Below are 18806 nucleotides of genomic sequence, written 5' to 3'. Positions count from 1 at the left end.
GTCGGCAATCTGTTTTTTGCGGGAACACTTTCCTGCACGGTATTACTTTAGCCAGTTTTACATGGAGCAAATATGTCACTCAGTCGGCGTCAGTTCATTCAGGCATCGGGGATTGCACTCTGTGCAGGTGCAGTCCCCCTGAAGGCCAGCGCAGCCGGTCAACAGCAACCATTGCCCGTTCCGCCGCTGCTTGAATCTCGCCGTGGGCAACCGCTGTTTATGACCGTACAGCGTGCGCACTGGTCATTTACGCCAGGAACGCGCGCGTCGGTTTGGGGTATCAATGGTCGCTATCTTGGGCCGACTATCCGCGTCTGGAAGGGCGATGATGTTAAGCTGATTTACAGCAACCGACTGACAGAAAATGTCTCAATGACGGTGGCCGGGCTACAGGTGCCAGGCCCACTGATGGGCGGTCCGGCACGCATGATGTCGCCAAACGCTGACTGGGCGCCCGTACTCCCCATTCGCCAGAACGCAGCGACCTTGTGGTATCACGCCAATACCCCCAACCGCACGGCACAGCAGGTCTATAACGGCCTTGCCGGAATGTGGCTGGTGGAAGATGAAGTCAGCAAGTCGCTGCCAATCCCTAACCATTATGGCGTGGATGATTTTCCAGTCATTATCCAGGATAAAAGGCTGGATAACTTTGGCACGCCGGAATACAGCGAGCCAGGAAGCGGCGGCTTTGTTGGCGATACGTTATTGGTCAACGGTGTGCAAAGCCCGTACGTTGAAGTCTCGCGTGGTTGGGTGCGCTTGCGACTGCTGAACGCGTCGAACTCTCGTCGCTATCAACTACAGATGAGCGATGGTCGCCCGTTACATGTGATTTCTGGCGATCAGGGATTCCTGCCTGCGCCAGTGTCGGTGAAGCAACTTTCGCTGGCACCGGGCGAGCGCCGCGAGATTCTGGTGGATATGAGCAACGGTGATGAAGTGTCTATCACCTGTGGCGAAGCGGCGAGCATTGTTGATCGTATTCGTGGCTTCTTTGAGCCATCCAGCATTCTGGTTTCCACGCTGGTGCTAACGCTGCGCCCAACCGGTCTTCTGCCGCTGGTCACAGACAGTCTTCCGATGCGCCTGCTGCCAACCGAAATCATGGCCGGTTCGCCGATTCGCAGCCGTGATATCAGTCTGAGTGATGACCCGGGTATCAATGGAAAGCTGTGGGACGTCAACCGTATTGATGTCACCGCGCAGCAAGGAACATGGGAGCGCTGGACCGTACGAGCAGATGAACCGCAAGCGTTCCATATTGAAGGCGTGATGTTCCAGATCCGCAACGTTAACGGCGCAATGCCGTTCCCGGAAGACAGAGGCTGGAAAGATACCGTTTGGGTCGACGGACAAGTGGAGCTGCTTGTCTATTTCGGTCAGCCTTCCTGGGCGCACTTCCCGTTCTACTTTAATAGCCAGACGCTGGAAATGGCCGATCGCGGCTCGATAGGGCAGCTGTTGGTCAATCCGATACCGTAATGGACCAATTAAATCTCCTGGCGATATGCAGTCCTCACAGTGAGTAAAGACGTAAACAGACGGGCCTGAATCATTCAGGCCCGTCTGTTTGTCAGGTTGAAAATAACCCAGGCAGCATCAGACTGAGCTGCGGGAAATAACAAATCATTGCCATCACCACAAACAATGCCAGAAACATCGGCAGCAATGGTTTTATTACCTTGTCGATACTGACCTTGCCAATACTGCAACCAACAAACAGAATGGTACCGACAGGAGGTGTGCAAAGACCGATGGTTAAGTTGAAAACCATAATAATGCCGAAGTGAATCGGATCTATCCCCAGATGTTGGGCGATCGGCAGAAAAATAGGTGTAAATATCAGGATCGCTGGTGTGATATCCATAAAGGTGCCAACGATCAACAGAATGATATTAATGATAAGAAGAATGACCCATTTGTTATCCGAAACGCTGGTAATCAATTCGTTGATTAACTCAGGCACATCAGCATTCGTCATGGCCCATGACATCCCCATCGAACAGCCTACCAGTAACAGAACAATTGAACTGGTTACCACCGAATCTAACAGAATATCATTGAGCTTCTTAAGGGTGATTTCCCGGTAAATCATCGCCAGGGATAAACTATAAATTACTGCTATTGCCGATGCTTCTGTGGGCGTAAATACCCCCGCGATAATACCGCCAATAATGATAAAAATAAGCATCAGGCTGGGTATTGATTCACGGAATATTTGCAAAAACTGACGAAAATTGATGCGTTCTGCCACTGGATAATGGTTACGTCGTGCATAAAGAGCCGCCACAAACATTAAAGCAGCAGCGGTGAGAATGCCTGGCAAGTATCCAGCTAAGAACAACGCTGCAACAGAAGTGCCTCCACTGGCGAGGGAATAAACAATCAACACATTGCTCGGTGGGATCATCAGACCAATGGGGGCAGAGGCAATATTCACTGCCGCAGAGAACGCCGGATCATAGCCCTCTTTTTCCTGCAGTGGTGACATAATCCCACCTACCGCGGCGGCTGACGCAACAGCAGAACCTGAAATAGCACCAAACAGCGTGTTTGCAAGGATATTACAATGAGCCAGTGAGCCAGGCAGACGTCCAACTAATGCTTGCGCCAGGTTAACCAGCCGTCGGGCGATGCCTCCGGTATTCATAATGTTTCCGGCTAACACGAAAAAGGGAATGGCTAATAACGTAAAGCCATCCAGTCCCACTGTCATTTTTTGCGAAATCACAGAAATGGCGGCATCGGGAGGTAAGGCAGTAATAATAGATAACAGTGAAGAAAGGCCAATAGCAAAAGTAATTGGCACACCTATTGCCAGCATGACGGCAAAACTGCCAAATAAAATTAAGACGGGGTAGATATATTCAAAGTCCATACTTCCCTCGTTAATGAGAATTCCGTTTACGATAGTTGTCAATAATATTCATCACTGAATACCAGACCAGAATAAGCCCACTGGCAGGCATAACCCAATAGACCTTATCCATCGGCCATTTTAATACAGGAGAAATTTGTCCAACATGTTGTGCTTTTTCAACAACAATGTTTCCTCCATAGATCATAAAAATAACTGCAAAAACGGTAATAATAATTTGGATAAAACTGTCAAGCGTCAGAACAGATGCCGCAGGAAGTTTCTGAGCCAACAAATCAATCGCCAGATGTTTTTTTAACCCAGCGGTATATACACCGCCAAGTAAAATCATCCACATAAATAAAATCTGGGTAAATTCATCAAGCACGGTGCTGGGAGCGTTAAAAATAAAACGAGCAATAACTTGCCATGTTACGCAGAACACCATAATGGCGAGAATAATACAGCAGCATCCGGCAAGGATCTTATTAAGAATATGAGTGAGTGTGCGCATAAGTCTTCCATGAAAGGGCAGGGATTACCTGCCCATTAGGGTTACATACTTTCTACTTGCTCAAGGTTTTTGGCCGATTGTGCATCTTTTGCTTTAAATTCATCGTATAGCGGTTTTACGCGTTCTTTGAAAGCGGATTTATCAACATCAACCACTGTTGCGTTCATCTCTTTCATTTTGTCGTAGGCTTCTTTTTCAGCGGCAGGCCAGATGACATCTTTCATTTGCATCATTGATTCATCGGCTGCCTTTAATAATGCCGTACGCTCTTTGTCGCCAAGTTTATTCAACACATTGGTGCTGATAATTAACACATCAGGCACCATGGTGTGCTCATCACGTGAATAGACTTTTGCCACCTCGGCGTGACGCATATCAGAATAGACAACGGTATTGTTCTCTCCGCCATCAACAACACCTTGCTGGAGCGCAGTGTAAAGTTCTCCCTGAGCCATCGGTGTGGCGACACCGCCAAGTGCTTTCATCATTGCAATGGCGCTGGGGCTTTGTTGAACCCTAATTTTCATTCCTGCTAAATCTTCAGGTTTTGTAATCGGTTTATTGGAATAAAAACTTCTCGCACCGCCGTCATAATACGTAATACCCACAAAACCTTTGCTTTCTGATGACTTGAGTATTTGTTTACCTAAATCGCTTTGCAGAACGCGATAATAATGCTCACGGTCGCGGAATAAGAAAGGCAGACTGAAAAGACTGTAATCCGGGGCGAAAGATTCCAGTGACGCAGCATTCACTTTCACCATCTGCAATGCGCCAGAGTTCATTAGTTCCAGTGATTCGCGCTCGTTACCCAATGTCGCATTTGGGTAAATACGAATAACTAGTTCACCATTAGAATATTCTTTGGTTTTATCAGCTAAATAGCTTAATGCTTTATGGACAGCATGGCTTTTATCCTGATTATGACTGAGTTTTAATGTTGTTTTTGCCAGTGTGGTATTGGAAATTAATAAACAACTGGTCAACAGCATAAGCGATGCCGTCAGAGGACGAAGTGCTTTCATATCCTGCTCCTGGTTAATATAACAGAAACGATAAATACAGCGCTTTTCTATCGTTAGAATAAAAAGAGATTATTAATTCTCTGTCAGATAATGGAAAATCCCTGCCGGAACGGGAATACCTTCCTGCTGACATTTTTCTTTAAAGTGCATTTGTGGATCGTTCGGTGCTAATACTTTTTCAACGCCGGGAACCGGTTTAACGGCATGAAGTTCCGTGACCATTTGCGCCATAGTTTCAGCAAAAACAGGATTGCCGAGCTTTTTCGGATCGATGGCAATAACCAAACTTGCCAGCTTACGCATCTTGTCATAATCGCCATACATGCGAACAATATGGTTACCAAAATTCGCATTCATCAGCACGCCAGTCAGTGCATCTATAGCCAGCGCAATGCCTGAACCTTTGTGCTGACCGAAAGGTAACAGGTTTTCAATTTTATGCGGATCAGTGGTGCCATTACCGTCTTTATCTATCGCCAGTCCTTCACCAATATGTTTTCCGGTTTCCTTTGCATGAAGTATTTTGCCGAAAGCCGTGGCACTGGTCGCCATATCAACAATCATCGGATGGCTGTTTTCCACCGGAAAGCCAAAGGCGATGGGGTTAGTTCCCAAAAAGCGCCCGGCACCGCCATGAGGCGCTACGCAGGTATCGGTTTGCGTCATTACGATAGCAATCAATCCTTGGTTGGTGACCATCTCTGCAAAATAAGACAACGCGCCACAGTGAGAGGCGTTTTTAACGCTAACAAACCCAAGACCTTCTTCCTGTGCCAGTTTGATGGCGTGCTCTGTGGCGCTAATTAATGCTGAATGCCCCATCCCGTCATCAGAGTCGAGAATGGCCACTGACGGTGATATTTGCTCAATACTAAATTGCGCGGTTTTATTTAACCCTCCGGCAGCAAGGCGAGTGCAATAATGTTCGACACGCATAACACCGTGAGAATGCACACCGGTAATATCGGCATGTACTAAAACATCCGTAACTTGTTGTGCGGTGTTAGTATCCAGCCCGGCAGTATATAATTTGTGGTGTACCAGTGATTTTAAATTTGCTTCACCGACATAAACAGTTGTCATCTTTGTTCCCTTAAAAAGTGATCACACCCTTGACCATATTTTTATTTTCTACAACGTTACGTTGGTAATTTTCGCCAACATTAAAGAAATTAAATTCCTGGTTTTTCATTAAGTTTTCGTGAATTTTATTGCTGCGCATCAGTTCAATAACTAACGCAAAATCTTCCCGTGTGGCATTGCGACTACTGAGTAACGTTGTCTCTTTTTTATGGAAAGTCGGATCGTCAATAACGAGTTCACCGATATACAAACCGATGAAAACAATTTTGCCGCCATGACGAATAAGATTGACATCCTGACTCATTGAGGCTTTATTTCCCGTAGCATCAAGTACGACGCAAGCCAGTTCGCCGCCAAACACTTCACTAAGCGCGGCAATAAAACCTTCCTGTGTGGGATCGAAGGCATTAATAGCAAGATTATCCACAACGTGCTGGCGACGTTGACTATCAATATCAGCAACAACAACCTGCGCCCCTTTAGCCCTGGCGATGGCTGCCGTTGCCAGACCGATTGGCCCGGCGCCAATCACCAGTACGTTTTGTGCAGCCTTGATCTCAGCCCGACGAACGGCATGTGCACCAATGGCGAAGCATTCAACCAATGCGCCGGCGCTGTCGCTGACCTCGTCAGGGAGCGGCACAAGGTTGTCTTCACGTACCGCAAGGTACTCACTAAAACCCCCATCCTGATGCACGCCATACAGCGAAACACGTTCACAGCAGTTCGTTTTCTCTTCCCGACAGGCGGCGCACTCGCCACACGGAATGCATGGGATAACGGAATAGCGCTGGCCTGATTGTGCCGTTTGACACTGACTGCCTTGTGAAACTGCTTCGGCGCATATTTCATGACCTAATACACGTGGGTAGCTAAAAAAAGGCTGCCTGCCAGCAAATGCGTGAATATCCGTACCACAGATACCCACGGCTTTAATTTTTAATAGCACTTCGTTATCTGCTGGCACGGGAATATCTTTTTCCACATACTCCATAACGCCAGGCTGCTGACAAATTAATGTTTTCATTTCTGCTCATCCGATAATAATTGGCTGATTGTGGCCTTGATGCCCTTGTTTTTTATATTTGCAAAGGCAATTTTTATTTCATTTATAAAGGGCTGATGATTGCTTAATTCACCAAATATGGCGCTAAGGTGCAGTAATGCGAGCGCCTGTTGCCATGCGTCTTGTTGTTCCTTTATTAGCGCATGAAATTGTTCACTCATTGGATCAGCGACAGACTGGCTTTTCTCAACAGCTTCAATGACATAATGCAACCAACCAGCAACGAGCAGTGACAGAACAGCATTGTTTTGCTTTTGCTGATGCAATTTCAGCCAGGGAGTCAGCGCACGCTGGGGAAGCTTTTGCGAACCGTCCATAGCGATTTGCCCGGTACGATGTGCAACATTACGGTTGCTAAAGCGTTCAATTAACAGGTCGGCGTATTCCTGGACGTCGATATTTAAATCAGGATTAAGTGTTCGGGCTTGTTCATTGATCATCAGATGGCGGGTAATGGAACGAAAATTAGCGTCTTCCATGCATTGCCAGATAAATTCATAGCCTGCCAGTGAGCCGTTATAAGCCAGAAATGAATGGCTACCGTTTAGCATGCGTAACTTCATCTCTTCATAAGGCTGAACATTGCTGACAAACATCGCGCCTGCTTTATCCCATTCCGGTCGCCCATGCACAAAATTATCTTCGATCACCCACTGGCGAAATGATTCGCAGACGATCCCGCAGGGATCGGCATAACCGGTTTTAGTTTCCAGTAAGGCGAATTGCGATTCGGTCATTGCCGGAACAATGCGATCTACCATCGTGCCTGGAAATGAGACATTTTCTTCGATCCACTGAGCCAGGGACTGGTCCAGTTGGCGGGCAAAACCGAGAACGGCATTTCGCGTCAGATGCCCATTGTCAGGCAAGTTATCGCAGGAGAGCACACTAAAAGCGGCAAGTCCGGCTGCTTTACGTTGTTGCAAAGCACAGACGATCAAGCCAATAGCCGACTGAGGCGCATCCGGGTTTTGTAGATCGTGTTTGATTAATCCATTGGTGAGATCAAGTGATCGCGTTTGCGAATCGAGGCAATAGCCTTTCTCGGTGATGGTTAATGAAACGATTTTTACCTGAGGTTCAGTCAATTTCTGGATTGCTGCGGCAATACCGTCCACGGGGGTATGGATACCGCCAGTCACCGAGCGTACAAGGCGTGAGGTAGATTGCGATGCAGACGTTTCCACCACCGAAAACAGCCCATTTTGCGCATTTAAGTTTTCGATCAGTTGAGCATCACCAAACAGGTTGATTTCAAAGATCCCCCAGCGGGTGTTCGAAAGCTGATTAGTAAGATCAGTATAGACAGCCTGGTGTCCGCGATGAAAAGCGCCAAAACCAATATGGACAATATCAGCCTGTAACCCGTCTCGAGGCCAGGTGGTGACCTGATCATGGTGGGCGACAGTGATGCTCTCGTTCCCTGACATTATGTGCTTACTCCTGGTAGTTGGTGTGTGTAGACCAATTTACATAATTCATTAGACCAAAAACAGAGAGATGCATCACGCTTGCAGAGAAAGGTAAAAGTACGGAACAGAACAAGAGGAAGTGATTTGAGATGGATGACAAACGTAAAACTGCCTGATGCGCTACGCTGATCAGGCTGGCGATGATTGTGTAATGTATTTAATTTTAATTTGTTATGCCAGATTAGGTATTCACGCTGCATTCGGCACGAGCAAAGCGCGCTTTATCATCAGTCTGTTGGTAATTCATTAGACCAATTAACAAGATAGAGTGTACCAGATGAGAGGGGATGCAGAGCCAGCGTCATTTTTCACGTCAGCTCTGGATAAATGAAGGTTAACGAGCGAAGAAAAAGTCATCAAAGTCGCTAATGGAAGCGTCTTGTTTGAAGATTTTGATCAGTTCATTTTTGCTGTTTTCCAGATGGTTCCAGGACGCTTCTCTGGCAAGCTCTGAATCTTTCTGTTGCAGCGCAAGGACAATAGCCCGGTGATCTTCCAGCCATTGCAGACGCAAAGGTTTTTCGTGCAAATACTTGTAGTTCAGCTTCTTCCAGCGGGGGTTTTCTGTGCGCACTGCCCGCCATAATTCGGCGGCTTGTTTGATCAGCACACGATTTTGCGTTGCTTCGGCAATAAGGCTATGAAATCGGTGATCCAGCTCTTCAAATTTATCACTTTCCGCTGCGATCGCCTTTTCCTGCAAGCTAATGATTTTCTTTAATTCTTGTAATTCGTTAAAGCTGATCTGGCTGGCTGCAAAACCGGTAATATTGCTCTCGATCACCTGGCGTGCCTGCAACAGTTCGAACGGGCCAATTTCTGAATAAGGCATTAATGATTTCTGATTGAGCTTATCGGTGGAATCGACAAAGAAGATCCCTGACCCTTGCTTCACATTCAGTACGCCTTTGAGTTCCAGCATAATGATGGCTTCACGAATGGTAGTCCGGCTGGTATTAAACCGCTCGCTCAGTTCACGTTCTGAAGGTAAGCGCTCTCCGGCTTTGAATACGCCTGAATACAGCAACTCTTCAATTTGTAGACCAATATCGTAATAGCGGCGCTTTGTAATAACCTGTTCCATACCTTGCCTTACTGTGGGTGTCCTCGGATAGCCGATCGTCGTGCAACATGACCTGAACGTTGCTGATCGGCATAAATAGTAGCGGCAGTTGCCACGATACCGCTAGCCTTAAATGTGTTTGCCCCGATCGGCAGTGAAAACTTCACCAGGGTATTTCGTCACCGTTTATCAACATCACTTCATTTCCGCGCGTGATACAGCGTATAATCCCCGGCCTTTGATTATTTTTTTACCATTTCTGGAAGCAAAATGAGCTCTATCTCCCTGATCCAACCGGATCGCGACCTGTTCTCCTGGCCGCAGTACTGGGCCGCCTGTTTTGGACCGGCACCGTTTTTGCCGATGTCTCGTGAAGAGATGGATCAACTTGGCTGGGATAGCTGCGACATCATTTTGGTTACTGGCGACGCGTATGTCGATCACCCAAGCTTCGGGATGGCGATTTGCGGTCGTATGCTGGAAGCGCAGGGCTTTCGCGTTGGGATCATCGCCCAGCCGGACTGGAGCAGCAAAGACGATTTCATGCGTCTGGGTAAACCGAATCTGTTTTTCGGCGTTACCGCAGGCAATATGGACTCGATGATCAACCGTTACACTGCCGATCGCCGTTTACGTCATGACGACGCTTACACGCCGGATAACGTCGCAGGTAAGCGTCCGGATCGCGCCACACTGGTTTATACCCAGCGTTGTAAAGAGGCGTGGAAAGATGTGCCGGTGATCCTCGGCGGTATTGAAGCCAGTCTGCGTCGTACCGCGCATTATGATTATTGGTCTGACACCGTGCGCCGCTCGGTGCTGGTGGATTCTAAAGCCGACATGCTGATGTTCGGTAACGGTGAGCGTCCGCTGGTGGAAGTGGCGCACCGTCTGGCAATGGGCGAGCCGATTAGCGAAATCCGCGATGTGCGTAATACCGCGATTATCGTGAAAGAGGCGCTGCCAGGCTGGAGCGGCGTGGATTCCACCCGTCTCGATACTCCGGGCAAAATCGACCCGATCCCGCATCCGTATGGTGAAGACCTGCCGTGCGCGGATAACAAACCGGTGGCGCCGAAAAAACAAGAAGCCAAAGCCGTTACCGTGCAGCCACCGCGCCCGAAACCGTGGGAAAAAACCTACGTGTTGCTGCCTTCTTTCGAGAAAGTGAAGGGCGATAAAGTTCTGTACGCTCATGCTTCGCGCATTTTGCACCACGAAACTAACCCAGGCTGCGCCCGGGCATTGATGCAAAAACATGGCGACCGCTATGTGTGGATCAACCCGCCAGCTATTCCTCTTTCTACCGAAGAGATGGACAGCGTCTTTGCGCTGCCGTATAAGCGCGTGCCACATCCGGCTTATGGTAACGCCCGTATTCCGGCTTACGAAATGATTCGTTTCTCGGTCAATATTATGCGCGGCTGCTTTGGCGGCTGCTCTTTCTGCTCTATTACCGAGCATGAAGGGCGCATTATTCAGAGCCGTTCGGAAGATTCGATCATTAATGAGATTGAAGCGATCCGCGACACCGTTCCTGGCTTTACTGGCGTGATTTCCGATCTCGGTGGGCCAACTGCCAACATGTATATGTTGCGCTGCAAATCGCCACGCGCCGAGCAAACTTGTCGCCGTTTGTCGTGCGTGTATCCGGATATTTGTCCGCATATGGACACGAATCACGAACCAACGATCAACCTCTATCGCCGTGCGCGCGATCTGAAAGGGATTAAAAAGATCCTGATCGCCTCCGGCGTGCGTTATGACATCGCCGTAGAAGATCCACGCTATATCAAAGAGCTGGCGACCCATCACGTCGGCGGTTATCTGAAGATTGCCCCGGAACATACCGAAGAAGGGCCGTTGTCGAAGATGATGAAGCCGGGCATGGGGAGCTATGACCGCTTTAAAGAGCTGTTCGATACCTATTCCAAACAGGCAGGTAAAGAGCAGTATCTGATCCCCTATTTCATCTCCGCGCACCCGGGTACGCGTGATGAAGATATGGTGAACCTGGCGCTGTGGCTGAAAAAGCATCGCTTCCGCCTCGACCAGGTACAGAACTTCTACCCATCGCCGCTGGCTAACTCGACCACCATGTATTACACCGGGAAAAACCCGCTGGCGAAGATTGGTTATAAGAGTGAAGACGTCTTCGTACCGAAGGGCGACAAGCAGCGTCGTTTGCATAAAGCGTTGTTGCGTTATCACGATCCGGCAAACTGGCCGTTAATCCGTCAGGCGCTGGAAGCAATGGGTAAAAAGCATCTGATTGGCAGCCGTCGCGATTGCTTAGTGCCTGCGCCAACCATTGAAGAGATGCGCGAAGCTCGCCGTCAGAACCGCAATACCCGTCCGGCGTTGACCAAACATACGCCGATGGCGACCCAGCGTCAGACGCCTGCTACGGCAAAAAAAGCGTCGTCTACGCAATCTCGTCCGGTGAATGCTGGCGCGAAGAAACGCCCTAAAGCAGCGGTCGGACGTTAAAACAATCCCCGGCAACTGACACGCTGCCGGGGATTTTTTTATCATTCCGCATACATACGCAAGCAGCGCAGGCAATCGAAATAGTCCTGCGCATCAAGACGCGTATTGGCTCTGTTAGCTTCAGATTTTGCCGCATAGATTTGTGGGCGTAATGCTTTCATATCCTGCTCAAGTCGGGTGATTTTGGCATTTAATGTTTGCACATTGCTCGCCAGTTGATTGACCTTTTGCTCATTGACGCACCCATTTAATAAGCCAGTTACCAGAATTAGTGTTCCCACGCTGAAAGTCTTTTTCATTATTTATTTCTCCCTGTTTTTTATTGTTATGATTAATGGTTGATTGATGTTTAGTGGAGTATTACCACCGTGGCGGGTGCGCCCAAATTCCGTCTGGCCATCTTCCGGCATCATCCAGCCGTGTGTTAACTTTTTCTGCCGCTTCTTTCGCTACCTGAATTTCCTGACGTAAAGCGTTGATATCCTGTTGGAGTTGATCGACTTTTATATTTATCAGATGAATATCATTTTCTACATGACTGATTTTTTCATTACTGACGCAGCCTGTGAGTATGAACATTAGAAAAAAGAGTAACAGTTGATTATTCATTTCCAGTTTCCTTTATCTGGTATTAATTATTCCGCTCACCGCTGTAATCTGGCGGCAGTCTTCGCTTCAATCTGTTTAAGTAAACTTCCGCCGCCTGGGCGGATAAAATCGGCAATTTCCCACTTACCTTCACGCCGCTGTAAAACAAATTCTTGCTCTTCGCTGTTGCCATTGGTCAATGCAAAACGAACATAAATACGAGCGGAGTCGGCAGTTTTCTCCAGCACACGAATTTCATCAACGCGTGAAAATAACGACTCTTCGCCAAAACAGATTGGGTTGTCGTAGATAAATTGCCGCTCTAATTGCATATCTTCATCGGAGTTACTGTCAGTCTTGAAGGTAGTTTTATAGAAGGCATTAACAGCCTGGCGATAGGTGTTGGAAACAACCCACGTCCAGGGCCAGCTATAATGAGTGATATGGTCAAACAACTCGGCGACAAAGGCTTCAGGTTGCTCTTTTTGCAGCGATGCCAGTAGCGCCAATATTTTTTCATTCTCACCGTTAACTGACTGCCAGACGCTGCCATGATTGCTGACAATATCATCAATCACCCAACGACCATTTTCTGCCACCATTTTCAGTGTTTGCGTGGTCTTTTCTTTATCGTCTTTATAGGGACGAAAGCGCACAAGGGCATCTACGTGATCGGCATCCGTTTGAGTAACCGCGACACTTTCTAACACCAGATCGCCGTAATCCTGACAATCGCAAACCGGATCGTAATCCAGCCAGCCAATATTACCCGGCAGTGTGAGATTGTCATTCAAGGTTAGTGCCTTTTGCATTCGCGTTGATGTTATTGCTTGCTCACTGTTATCAGCGAAATAAGGAACACTAGCCCCACCGGTATAGTGTTGATAAATCTGCCTGACTGTTTGTTCAGCGGTTAGCGAGGGGGATTGCGCCTGGAGGGTAAAACTTAAAAAGGCTGCCAAAAACAGAACCATTATTTTCATCTGTTTTTCACCTCTCCATTGCGTTTATCCCTGGTGTAGATGAGTTGTTCCTTTAAGAGCTTCCAGCTCCGCATGATGATGTCCTTATATCTGGTGTTCCTGAACAGGGGAGAGTAACAACGGGCGGGAGGCTAGGGGAATAAATGATTTCTGAAAAGTCCGGTAGCGGAACATTACCGCTACCGGGAGAATTTGTGCGTTAGCCGCTGAACTGGTCGGGATCGGGGCCGAGGCGTTTACCCTGGTCGAGTTTTGCAATGTCACCAAGTTCGTCTTTGTCGAGACGGAAATCCCAGACATCGAAGTTTTCAGCAATTCGTGAAGGGGTGACTGATTTCGGGATTACGACCAGTCCGCTATCCAGATGCCAGCGGATAACAATCTGTGCCGGGGTTTTGCCATACTTATCTGCCAGATCGCGAATGATTTTCTGATCGAATACGCCTTTCCCGCCCTGGGCTAATGGGCTCCAGGATTCGGTCTGGATTTTGTGTGTGGCGTTCCAGGCATGCAACTGACGTTGCTGCATCAGCGGGTGAAGTTCTATCTGGTTAATAACAGGCGCCACGCCAGTTTCATCAATCAGGCGCTGAAGATGGTGGATCTGGAAATTGCAGACGCCGATACTTTTGATTAATCCCTCTTTTTGCAGCTCAATCATTCCTTTCCATGCTTCGACATAATGGTCGATTGCGGGAACGGGCCAGTGCATTAAGTAGAGGTCGATATAATCAAGCTGGAGTTTTTTCAGACTGTTGAGTAGGGCTTCGCGGGGGCGCTTGTGGTTGTCGTTCCACAGTTTAGTGGTGATGAACAGATCTTCTCTGTTAAGTGCGGAATTTTTCAGGGCTTTACCGACACCTTCTTCGTTCTTGTAGGCTGCGGCGGTATCAATCGAACGATAACCCACTTCTAACGCTTTTTGAATAGCGGTGATAACTTCCTCATTACTTGCTTGCCAGACGCCCAGTCCCAGCTGGGGCATGACATTGCCGTCCTGTAGCTTAATAACGGTTGGATTAGCCATACGTTCCTCCTTATATGAACTCACCGGAGCAGGCTCCGGTGAGATGTTGTGAACTTAAGTCTGGACGAAATGCCCGAAAACGAAAGTTTGAGGCGTAAAAAGCTTAACGGGCGGCTTCGTAGATGCGGCGGCTGACTTCCAGCGTAATGTCATGATTTTCGCCCAGTTGGGTCATGCCGTGTTCTTCCAGTTTTTTCAGCAATGCCGGGATAGAGCTGCCGTCCAGACCGTAGTCGGAAAGATGCGTCGGCACGCCTAATTGCTCGAAGAAGTTACGGGTAGCGGCAATCGCGGCGTCAATGCGCTCGTCGTCGGAACCTTCGGTGATGTTCCAGACGCGTTCAGCGTATTGCAGCAGTTTCGCACGCTTGGTGTCGCGTTTTTCATTCCACAGAGCAGGCAGGACGATAGCCAGAGTTTGTGCGTGATCCAGACCGTGCATAGCGGTCAGTTCGTGGCCCAGCATATGCGTTGCCCAGTCCTGAGGTACACCTGCGCCAATTAAACCGTTCAGCGCTTGGGTCGCCGCCCACATAACGTTGGCGCGCACATCGTAGTTTTCTGGTTCTTTCAGGGCCTTCGGACCATCTTCGATCAGCGTCAGCAAAATACCTTCTGCGAAGCGATCCTGGATTTTGGCATCAACCGGTTTGGTTACATACTGTTCTACGGTGTGCACAAAGGCGTCCACTACGCCGTTAGCCACCTGGCGCGGCGGCAGGGTGTAGGTATAAACCGGATCGAGTACGGCAAATACCGGCTGAACATGGGCAGAATGGAACGCCTGTTTGTCGCCAGTGGTTTTACGGGAGATAACCGCGCCCGCGTTAGATTCAGAACCGGTCGCTGGCAGCGTCAGCACACAGCCCATCGGGATAGCGCTTTTAATCTCTTTACCGCCCGTTTGCAGAATGTGCCACGGATCAATATTTTCCGGATAGTTAGCCGCTGCGGCGATAAATTTGGTGCCATCCAGCACGGACCCGCCGCCAACCGCCAACAGGAAAGTCACTTTCTGTTCGCGAACCAGTTTTACGGCGTTCATCAGCGTTTCATAAGACGGGTTTGGTTCGATACCGCCAAACTCCAGCACGTCCATACCTTTCAATGCATCCAGAACTTGATCGAGGACGCCGGTTTTTTTCACACTACCACCGCCGTAGGTAATCAATACGCGGGCGCCATGAGGAATTTGCTCGCGTAAACCAGCGATTGCGCCTTTACCAAACAGAATGCGGGTTGGGGTGTGCAGATTAAAGTTGTTCATTACTTGCTCCCTTTGCTGGGTCAATATGAGGGCAGAGATCGGTCTGCCTGATGTTTTTCATTGTGGTCGCCTGCGTCGTGGCTCTCAATGCTCATTTCTGCCAATGTCTTGCCTATTTCTCCAGGGTACTGGAGAAATGGTACAAAATTGCGCACAATCAAATTGCCGCATTATTCCTAAGAAATTACGCGATATGAAACGTGAAGAGATATGCCGCCTACTGACGGATAAAATTAATAGACTGAAAGATAAAGAAAATAGTTTGTCAGATATGTTGCCTGATGTGCGCTTATTGTATGGTGAGAACCCCGGTGCGCGTACGCCAGTGATGTATGAACCTGGCATCATAATTCTCTTTTCCGGGCATAAAATCGGTTATATCAATGAACGCGTGTTTCGCTATGACGCCAATGAATACCTGCTGCTGACGGTGCCGTTGCCGTTTGAGTGCGAAACCTATGCCACGCCAGAGGTGCCGCTGGCGGGGGTGCGTCTCAATGTCGATATTTTGCAGTTACAAGAGCTGTTGATGGACATTGGCGAAGATGAACATTTCCAGCCGTCGATGGCTGCCAGCGGTATAAATTCCGCTACATTGTCCGAAGAGATTTTATGCGCGGCGGAGCGGTTACTGGATGTGATGGAACGACCGCTGGATGCGCGCATTCTCGGTAAACAGATTATCCGCGAAATTCTTTACTATGTGCTGACGGGGCCTTGCGGCGGCGCGTTACTGGCACTGGTCAGTCGCCAGACGCATTTCAGCCTGATTAGCCGCGTACTGAAACGAATTGAGAATAAATACACCGAAAACCTGAGCGTTGAGCAACTGGCAGCAGAAGCCAATATGAGCGTTTCGGCGTTCCACCATAATTTTAAGTCTGTCACCAGTACCTCGCCGTTGCAGTATCTGAAGAATTACCGTCTGCATAAGGCGCGAATGATGATAATCCACGACGGCATGAAGGCCAGCGCGGCGGCGATGCGCGTCGGCTATGAAAGCGCGTCGCAATTTAGCCGTGAGTTTAAACGTTATTTCGGTGTGACGCCGGGAGAAGATGCCGCCAGAATGCGGGCGATGCAGGGGAGTTAAATGCGTTCCCGGCATGGCCACCGGGAACGGAGGAAATCGTCAGGCACTAGAGTACTTTTTTTTAATCACCACGAACAGCGTGCCTAGCAAGCCAGCGGTTAGCAAGGCAATCGGCAGGATCATCAGGAACGTCATCACCTGATCTTCATGGCGTTTTACAAACGGGATCATGCTTAAGGCATAGCCGAAACTGGTTACCACGCTGACCCATAACAACCCGCTTAACCAGTTGAAAAACTGGAAGCGGCGGTTTGGCAGTCCGGAAATCCCCGCCATGGTTGGCAGCAGCGTGCGGACAAAGGCGAGAAAACGTCCAGCAAGCAGCGCCAGCAGACCGTGGCGGTCAAACATACAGGTGGCACGCTGGTGATATTTGGCCGGAAGCTGCGCCAGCCAGCCTTTCACCGTTTTGGTATTACCCAGCCAGCGCCCCTGAATGTAACTCAACCAACAACCCAGGCTGGCTGCGGCAGTCAGAATCGTGATTGTTGGCAGAAAATCCATAACCCCCTGGGCAATCAATGCGCCAGCCAGAATCAACAAGCTGTCGCCAGGCAAAAATGAGGCGGGCAGCAGGCCGTTTTCTAAAAACAGCGTGGCAAACATGACAAAGTAAACAACGCTAACAATGTGAGGGTCCGCCAGCGCGGCAAAGTCATGTTGCCAGAGCGCAGCGATAATATCTTGAATAACAGCCATGGACTTTCCTGTGGAACAGCGTTTAAGCCTTAATTTGACTATTGTACTCCTGAATCGTCCGGGACGCCTTGATCCCGGACGCAACAATTTAAGACTATTCACAATTAAATGTCTGCAAAATTGTCCAAATTGGCAACGTTACACAATTCGCGCGAAGCCGGCGTCCAGATCGGCAATCAGATCGTCGACGTTTTCCAGACCAATATGCAGGCGAATCAAGGTGCCGCTAAAATCGATCTTACCTTGTGGGCGGATGGCGGCGAGATGTTCTGGCTGGTTCGCGAGGATCAAGGATTCATACCCGCCCCATGAGAAGGCCATGCTGAATAACCTGAAGTTATCCAGATAGTTCGCCAGTTCTTCATCATTAAGTTTTTTCTTCAGTACAAAGGAAAATAGTCCGCTGCTACCTGTAAAGTCTCGTTTCCAGAACTCATGGCCTTTACTGCCTGGCAGAGCAGGGTGGTTAACTCGCTCAACCTGCGGATGTGCGGCCAGCCATTCTGCCACTTTCAGGCTGCTTTCATGATGTTGGCGCAGACGCACGCCCAGTGTACGCAGGCCACGACTGGTCATATAGGCGGTATCGGCGTCGACCATCTGCCCCATCAGATAGGCATTTTCCCGCAGTTGCTCCCAGCAACGGGCATTGCACACAGCAGTGCCAATCATCGCATCCGAATGCCCTACCAGATATTTGGTGGCGGCCTGAATAGAAACATCAATACCAAAATCAAGAGCTTTGAACAGCACTCCGGCAGCCCAGGTGTTATCGATCATAATGATGGCGTCCGGCACCACACTGCGTACGGCGGCAACAATCGCCGGAACGTCGTGGACTTCCATGGTGATGGAGCCTGGCGATTCCAGAAACACGATTTTAGTGTTTGGCTGCAGATGTTTAACGATATCGGCACCAATCAGCGGATCAAACCATGATGTCGTTACGCCCAACTTGCTGAGGATTTTGCTACAGAAATCCTGGCTCGGCTCGTAGGCGGTATTGGTCATCAACACATGATCGCCCTGTTCAACAAAAGCAAGAATGGAATTGGCAACCGCTGCCGCCCCGCAAGGAAACAGCGCGCAACCTGCGCCACCTTCCAGTTCGCACATCGCTTCTTGTAAGGAGAAATGGGTTAACGTTCCGCGCCGTCCATAGAACAACTCGCCATTGGCGCGATTGCGCGTCGCATGTTTTTTGGCTTCCACACTGTCAAAGACCAGCGAAGAGGCGCGCTGAATCACGCTATTTACCGCGCCGAGAGTGTATTTTTTGCTACGTCCTGCATTGACCAGTTGAGTATCAAGTTGTTTGTCTGCCATGTTGGGATTCCTGTTTTTATACGTCTGGATGTCTAAACTAGCACGAATGAGGTCATGCGCATCCTGAAGAATTGGCATAAAGCAGAAAAATTTCGCAAAAGGTGTACTGGTGACTTTTTTACTGCGTAAACGCAAAGAAAAGAAAGCAAAGGTACGGCAGTATGCAAATAGTAATGAGAACGACTATCAATTCGACGTCGTTTTGATATTATTGTGCGCAGATTTTGTGACTTGCGTCCTGGAGATACAC

General features: G+C 48.9%; 17 protein-coding genes. 3 read left to right on the top strand and 14 right to left on the bottom strand.

Annotation, left to right across the window (positions count from 1 at the left end; genetic code table 11):
• Positions 1-72 precede the first annotated feature (72 nt).
• Positions 73-1485, top strand: coding sequence for a cell division protein FtsP (gene ftsP, locus FEK43_RS01210; RefSeq protein WP_130210333.1), 1413 nt, complete (start codon positions 73-75; stop codon positions 1483-1485).
• A gap of 91 nt (positions 1486-1576) precedes the next feature.
• Here the strand turns inward: ftsP and FEK43_RS01205 are convergent, their stop codons facing one another.
• The 7 genes from FEK43_RS01205 to FEK43_RS01175 all read right to left on the bottom strand — a co-directional run bounded on the left by FEK43_RS01205 (position 1577) and on the right by FEK43_RS01175 (position 9104).
• Positions 1577-2881 carry a TRAP transporter large permease subunit gene (locus FEK43_RS01205; RefSeq protein WP_130210331.1) on the bottom strand — a complete coding sequence of 435 codons (1305 nt, stop codon included), beginning with the start codon at positions 2879-2881 and terminating at the stop codon, positions 1577-1579.
• Positions 2882-2891: 10 nt separating this feature from the next.
• The gene (locus tag FEK43_RS01200; RefSeq protein ID WP_130210329.1) at positions 2892-3374 is read right to left on the bottom strand and encodes a TRAP transporter small permease; all 483 of its coding nucleotides are present in this window, start codon (positions 3372-3374) and stop codon (positions 2892-2894) included.
• A 41-nt stretch (positions 3375-3415) separates the two neighbouring features.
• The gene (locus FEK43_RS01195; protein WP_130210327.1) at positions 3416-4399 is read right to left on the bottom strand and encodes a TRAP transporter substrate-binding protein; all 984 of its coding nucleotides are present in this window, start codon (positions 4397-4399) and stop codon (positions 3416-3418) included.
• 72 nt (positions 4400-4471) lie between these two features.
• Positions 4472-5482: an Ldh family oxidoreductase gene (locus FEK43_RS01190; protein ID WP_135407879.1), complete on the bottom strand. Its 1011-nt coding sequence runs from the start codon at positions 5480-5482 to the stop codon at positions 4472-4474.
• A gap of 10 nt (positions 5483-5492) precedes the next feature.
• Positions 5493-6509 carry a zinc-binding alcohol dehydrogenase family protein gene (locus tag FEK43_RS01185; protein ID WP_135407877.1) on the bottom strand — a complete coding sequence of 339 codons (1017 nt, stop codon included), beginning with the start codon at positions 6507-6509 and terminating at the stop codon, positions 5493-5495.
• On the bottom strand, positions 6506-7978 hold the full coding sequence (locus FEK43_RS01180; protein WP_131162519.1) for a mannitol dehydrogenase family protein: 1473 nt from the start codon (positions 7976-7978) through the stop codon (positions 6506-6508). Before FEK43_RS01180 ends, FEK43_RS01185 begins: the two co-directional genes overlap by 4 nt.
• Before the next feature lie 376 nt (positions 7979-8354).
• Entirely contained in the window at positions 8355-9104 is a 750-nt protein-coding gene (locus FEK43_RS01175) for a FadR/GntR family transcriptional regulator (protein ID WP_130210319.1), read from the bottom strand.
• A gap of 249 nt (positions 9105-9353) precedes the next feature.
• On the opposite strand from FEK43_RS01175, the gene FEK43_RS01170 reads away from it, so the two are divergent.
• Positions 9354-11573, top strand: coding sequence for a YgiQ family radical SAM protein (locus FEK43_RS01170; RefSeq protein ID WP_000095187.1), 2220 nt, complete (start codon positions 9354-9356; stop codon positions 11571-11573).
• A 41-nt stretch (positions 11574-11614) separates the two neighbouring features.
• On the opposite strand, the gene yqhH is transcribed toward FEK43_RS01170, so the two are convergent.
• From yqhH to yqhD, 5 genes are all read right to left on the bottom strand, one after another.
• Complete coding sequence (gene yqhH / locus FEK43_RS01165; RefSeq protein ID WP_130210313.1) at positions 11615-11872, bottom strand: lipoprotein YqhH; 258 nt, start codon at positions 11870-11872, stop codon at positions 11615-11617.
• 61 nt (positions 11873-11933) lie between these two features.
• Positions 11934-12182: an LPP leucine zipper domain-containing protein gene (locus FEK43_RS01160; RefSeq protein WP_130210311.1), complete on the bottom strand. Its 249-nt coding sequence runs from the start codon at positions 12180-12182 to the stop codon at positions 11934-11936.
• A gap of 35 nt (positions 12183-12217) precedes the next feature.
• Entirely contained in the window at positions 12218-13144 is a 927-nt protein-coding gene (locus FEK43_RS01155) for a YbjP/YqhG family protein (protein ID WP_135407875.1), read from the bottom strand.
• Between the two features lie 199 nt (positions 13145-13343).
• Positions 13344-14171 (bottom strand): 2,5-didehydrogluconate reductase DkgA, encoded by an 828-nt coding sequence (gene dkgA / locus FEK43_RS01150; protein WP_130208045.1) that lies wholly within the window; start codon positions 14169-14171, stop codon positions 13344-13346.
• A 103-nt stretch (positions 14172-14274) separates the two neighbouring features.
• On the bottom strand, positions 14275-15438 hold the full coding sequence (yqhD, locus tag FEK43_RS01145) for an alcohol dehydrogenase (protein WP_130208043.1): 1164 nt from the start codon (positions 15436-15438) through the stop codon (positions 14275-14277).
• Between the two features lie 193 nt (positions 15439-15631).
• Here yqhD and yqhC point away from each other — a divergent pair, with 193 nt between their 5' ends.
• Positions 15632-16531 carry a DNA-binding transcriptional regulator YqhC gene (gene yqhC, locus FEK43_RS01140; RefSeq protein ID WP_138158408.1) on the top strand — a complete coding sequence of 300 codons (900 nt, stop codon included), beginning with the start codon at positions 15632-15634 and terminating at the stop codon, positions 16529-16531.
• Between the two features lie 39 nt (positions 16532-16570).
• Here yqhC and yghB read toward each other — a convergent pair whose 3' ends face one another.
• Both yghB and metC read right to left on the bottom strand, forming a co-directional pair.
• On the bottom strand, positions 16571-17230 hold the full coding sequence (gene yghB, locus FEK43_RS01135) for a DedA family general envelope maintenance protein YghB (protein WP_064529651.1): 660 nt from the start codon (positions 17228-17230) through the stop codon (positions 16571-16573).
• A 138-nt stretch (positions 17231-17368) separates the two neighbouring features.
• Positions 17369-18556: a cystathionine beta-lyase gene (metC, locus tag FEK43_RS01130; RefSeq protein WP_130208039.1), complete on the bottom strand. Its 1188-nt coding sequence runs from the start codon at positions 18554-18556 to the stop codon at positions 17369-17371.
• Between the last annotated feature and the right edge of the window lie 250 nt (positions 18557-18806).

Source organism: Escherichia sp. E2562 (assembly GCF_005781075.1).
Lineage (GTDB): Bacteria > Pseudomonadota > Gammaproteobacteria > Enterobacterales > Enterobacteriaceae > Escherichia.
This window is presented reverse-complemented; position numbering and strand designations above follow the sequence as displayed.